The sequence below is a fragment of the Streptomyces sp. NPDC054841 genome, assembly GCF_053611045.1.
Genome location: NZ_JBSGZO010000570.1, coordinates 1 through 4,970, shown reverse-complemented (window position 1 = coordinate 4,970; position 4,970 = coordinate 1). Strand labels below are relative to the sequence as shown.

The following is a 4,970-nucleotide window of genomic DNA, read 5'->3' as shown; positions in this document are numbered from 1 at the left end:
GGGCGGCGCCCGGCGCGGATACGGTGGCCGCCCCGGCGGCCCCGGCCCTCTCGGCCGGCTCCGCGGGCCCGTCGGCGCCGACGGCCGTGCCGGTCCCCGCGGTTCCCCCGGCCACGGTGCCGGCCGCCCCGCCGGGGCCGTCGTCGGGGCCGTCGTCGGGGGCTTGTTCCAGCACGATGTGGGCGTTGGTGCCGCTGACACCGAACGAGGACACGCCCGCCCGGCGCGGCTCGTCCTTCACGGGCCACTCGCGGTCCTCGGTGAGGACGGACACCGTGCCCTCCGACCAGTCGACCTTGGTGGAGAGCCGCTTGACGTGCAGCGTCCTCGGCAGCGCGGCGTGGCGCAGAGCCTGCACCATCTTGATGACACCACCGACACCGGCCGCGGCCTGGGCGTGGCCCACGTTGGATTTGAACGACCCGATGTAGAGGGGATGTCCGGCGTCCCGCTGCTTGCCGTAGGTCTCCATCAGGGCCTGCACCTCGATGGGGTCGCCCAGGGCGGTGCCCGTGCCGTGCGCCTCGATGACGTCGACCTGGCTCGGGTTGAGCCGGGCGTCGGCGAGCGCCTCCAGGATGACCCGCTGCTGGGAGGGGCCGTTGGGCGAGGTCAGGCCGTTGGAGGCGCCGTCCTGGTTGACGGCGGTGCCGCGCACCAGGGCGAGGACGCGGTGGCCGTTGCGGCGGGCGTCGGACAGCCGCTCCAGCAGCAGCATCCCGGCGCCCTCGGAGAAGCCCGTGCCGTCCGCGTCGTCGGAGAACGCCTTGCACCGGCCGTCGCCCGACAGCCCCTGTGCCTTGCTCACCTCGACGAAGCTGCCCGGCGCGCACATCACCGTCGCCCCGCCCGCCAGCGCCATGGTGCACTCACCGCGTCGCAGCGCCTGCACCGCCAGGTGCAGGGTCACCAGCGACGACGAGCATGCGGTGTCCACCGTCAGAGCCGGCCCGACCAGGCCGAAGGTGTAGGAGACGCGGCCGGAGGCGACGCTGCCGGAAGTGCCCGTGGTCAGGAACGTGCCGACGTCGTCGGGCAGGTCGGGACCCTGCGCCAGGTAGTCGTTGTTGTTCATCAGCCCGGTGAAGACGCCCGTACGGCTGCCGCGCAGCTCGGCGGGGTCGATGCCGGCGCTCTCGAACGCCTCCCAGGCGGCCTCCAGCAGCAGCCGCTGCTGCGGATCCATCGCCAGCGCCTCGCGCGGCGAGATCCCGAAGAACGCCGGATCGAACTCGCCCGCCTTCATCAGGAATCCGCCGTAGCGGGTGCTGGAGGCGTGCGCCCCCGTCCCGGCACCGTCGGAGCCGACCAGGAACTCCAGGTCCCAGCCGCGGTCCGAGGGGAACTCCGAGATGCCGTCCCGGCCCTCTGCGACCATCCGCCACAGGTCGTCCGGGTTCTCCACGCCGCCGGGGTAGCGGCAGCTCATGCCGGTGATCGCGATGGGCTCGTGCGCGTGCGACTCGAGCTCGCGCAGCCGCTGCCGGCTCTGGTGCAGATCGGCCGTGACCTGCTTCAGGAAGTGCCGCAGCTTTTCCTCGTTGGACTTGGACATCGTGGTGGTCTCTTCTCCTAGCCGGTCAGGAAATGCCGAATTCGCGGCCGATGAGCTCGAACATCTCGTCGTCCGTGGCGTCGTCGAGCACCTCGGCGAGGGTGCTGTCGCCGGAGTCCGCGGTGTCCTCGACGTGGCCGTCGTCCCACTGGTTGAGCAGGGACTGGAGCCGGGAGGAGACGCGGGCGCGCTCGACGTCGTCGGGCTGCTGCGCGGACAGCAGCGACTCCAGCGCGTCGAGTTCGTCGTGGATGCTCGGGCCGGACGACTTGGGCAACGGAAGGACGCCGAGCAGGTAGTCGACGAGCGCGACAGGGCTGGGGTAGTCGAAGACCACCGTGGCGGGCAGCCGCAACGCCGTCGCCTCGCTCATGTGGTTGCGGAACTCCACCGCCGTCAGCGAGTCGAAACCCAGCTCCTTGAACGCCCGCTGCGGCTCGACGGCCTCGGCGTCGCCCATGCCCAGCACCCTCGCCACGTGGCGGCGCACCAGGTCGAGCAGGGTCTCGCGACGCGTCTCCTCCGGCATGCCGGCGAGCCGGTCGATCAGCGCGCCCTTGTGCTCGGTACCGGCCTGCGCCGCGCGCCGGGAGGGGACGCGCACCAGTCCGCGCAGCAGCGGCGGCACGCCGGTGACGCCCGCCTGGGCCCGGGCCCCCGCCAGGTCGAGGCGCATCGGGACGAGCAGCGCGTCGTCACCGGCGCAGCCCGCGTCGAACAGCGCCATGCCCTCGCTGTCGGTCAGCCCGGCCACCCCGGAGCGGGCGAGCCTCCGGGCCTCCTCCTCGCCGAGCTCCCCGGCCATGCCGCCGGACCGCTCCCACGCGCCCCACGCGAGGGAGACCGCCGGCAGGCCCTGGGCGCGGCGCTGCTGGGCGAGGGAGTCGAGGAAGGTGTTGGCCGCGGCATAGTTGCCCTGCCCCGGGTTGCCGAAGACGCCGGCCGCCGAGGAGAAGAGCACGAACGCCGACAGGTCCATGTCCTGCGTCAGTTCGTGCAGGTGCCAGGCCGCATCGGCCTTGGGCCGCAGCACGATGTCCAGACGCTGCGGGGTCAGCGAGCCGATCACGCCGTCGTCGAGCACGCCCGCGGTGTGCACGACGGCGCTCAGCGGCCGGTCCTCCGGTACGGCGGACAGCAAGGCGGACAGCGCATCACGGTCGGCGACGTCGCACGCCGCGATCTCGACGCGGGCGCCCAGCGCGGTCAGTTCGGCCGCCAGGTCGGCGGCTCCCTCGGCCTGCGCGCCCCTGCGGCTGGTCAGCAGCAGGTCGGTGACGCCGTGCGCGGTCACCAGGTGCCGGGCGGTGAGCGCGCCCAGCGCACCCGTACCGCCGGTGATCAGCACCGTGCCCCCGGCCGCACCCGGCCCGAACACGGAGGCGCCCGGTGTGCGGTCCCCCGCTGCCTCGGCGCCGTCGGCGGCCCCGTCGCCGGTACGGGCCTCAAGCGCGGGCTCGCCGGGCTCCGGCACCTGCACCCGGACCAGCCGCGGGGCTCGTACCGCGTCTCCGCGCACCGCGAGTTCGGGTTCCTCCCCGGCGGCGAGCAGCGGCCAGACGGCCTCCGTAGCGATGGCGTCACCGCTACCGGCAGCCGGGCCCAGGTCGAGCAGGGTGAAGCGGTCCGGGTTCTCCGCCTGCGCGGATCGCACCAGCCCCCACACTGCGGAGTGGACCAGGTCGGGCACCCCGTGGGCGGCCTCGCCGGTACCACTGCCCTCCCCCGTGCGGGCGGCCGAGACCGCGCCGCGCGTGACGAAGACCAGCCGGGAGGTCGCGAACCCGTCCTCGTCCAGCCACTCCCGCACCAGCGCCAGTGCACGGTGCGCGGCCTGCCGGGTTCGGACCGCCACATCGCCCTCCGCGTGCCCGCCCAGCGGTACGAACACCAGTGAGGGCACGGTCTGCGCAGCGGCCAGCGCGGCCAGGCCGTCGTATGTGGCCGGACCGGCCGCGGCGCCGGTGAACAGCTCCGCCACACCGGCCCTCTCAGCGCCCAGCCCCTCCACATCGAGGACCGCGCAGGAGGTGGCCCCGGCGGACGACACGGTGACGGCGGAGGCCGCGTCCAGCCCGGGTCCGGGGGCGGCGTCGGTGGCGGGCGTCCCGGCCAGGTCCGTCCACTCCACGCGGAACAGCGTGTCGTGCGTGACGTCGCGTGCGGCGGCGACCTGGTCGGCCGCCAACGGCCGCAGCACGAGCGACTCGACGACGGCCACCGTTTCGCCCGCCGCGTCGGCGACGGTGAGGGACACGGCGTTACCGCCCGACGCGGCGGGCGAAATCCGGACCCGGAGGGTCGACGCCCCCGTCGCGTACAGCCGCACCCCGCTCCACGCGAACGGCAGCCACGGTCCCTGCGCCGCGTCCTGCTGTCCCTCGCCGTCGGCGCCGCCGACGAAACCACCGAGCGCGAGCGCGTGCAGCGCGGCATCGAACAGGGCGGGGTGCAGGCCGAAGCCCTCAGTGGCAGTGTCCTCGGGCAGCGCGACCTCGGCGTACACGTCGTCACCGAGCCGCCAGGCCTCGCGGACGCCCTGGAAGACGCGCCCGTAGGACAGGCCGACCGCGGCCAAGTCGTCGTAGAAATCCTCCGGTTCGACACCGACCGGCTCCGCACCCCGGGGCGGCCACACCGACGGATCGGCCGGAGCGGCACCCGCCTGCTCGGCCCCGCCCTGGCTGTCCGCGCGCCTGACCGCGCCGACGGCGTGCTGGGTCCACGGCTGGTCCGGTTCGGCGTCCTCGTCACGGGACCACACCGTCAGCCGACGGCGGCCTGGTTCGTCCGGCGACCCGACGGTGACCTGGAGCGCCACCCCGCCGCCCTCCGGGACGACCAGCGGTGCCTGGAGGGTGAGGTCCTCCAGCTCTCCACAGCCGACCTGGTCCCCGGCCTGGATGGCGAGCTCCACGATCGCCGTCCCCGGCACCAGCACCACACCCATCACGGCGTGGTCCGCCAGCCAAGGGTGGGACGTGAGGGAGAGCCGCCCCGTCAGCACGGCACCGTCCGTACCGGGCAACGCCACGGCGGCGGCCAGCATGGAGTGGCCGGTCGCGGTCTGGCCCAAGCCAGTGGCATCACCGACGAAGGAGGCGTTTTCCAGCCAGTAGTGCTGGTGCTGGAAGGCGTAGGTGGGCAGCGCGGTACGTCGGGCTCCGCGTCCGGCGAACACACCGTCCCAGTCCACGTCCGCGCCGTGGGCGTGGAGGGTGCCGACAGCGGTGGTGAACGTGTCGGTCTCGGAACGGTCCTTGCGCAGGACAGCAGCGAAGACAGCCTCGGTGTCCTCGGGCAGGCAGCCCTGCCCCATACCCGAGAGGATCCCGTCCGGACCCAGCTCCAGGTACGTGCTCACGCCCTGCTCGTTGAGGCAACGCATGCCGTCCGCGAAGCGGACCGCACCACG

At 73.8% G+C, this 4,970-nt stretch carries 2 protein-coding genes; both read right to left on the bottom strand.

The genetic code is table 11. The annotated features are described in order from the left end of the window. Positions 1-1,555 (bottom strand): type I polyketide synthase (locus ACWGI8_RS39420; protein ID WP_453668256.1); only part of this gene is annotated, 1,555 nt, incomplete at its 3' end. A 25-nt stretch (positions 1,556-1,580) separates the two neighbouring features. Continuing rightward, positions 1,581-4,970, bottom strand: a 3,390-nt coding sequence (locus ACWGI8_RS39415) for an SDR family NAD(P)-dependent oxidoreductase (RefSeq protein ID WP_453668255.1), incomplete at its 5' end; no start/stop codon positions are given.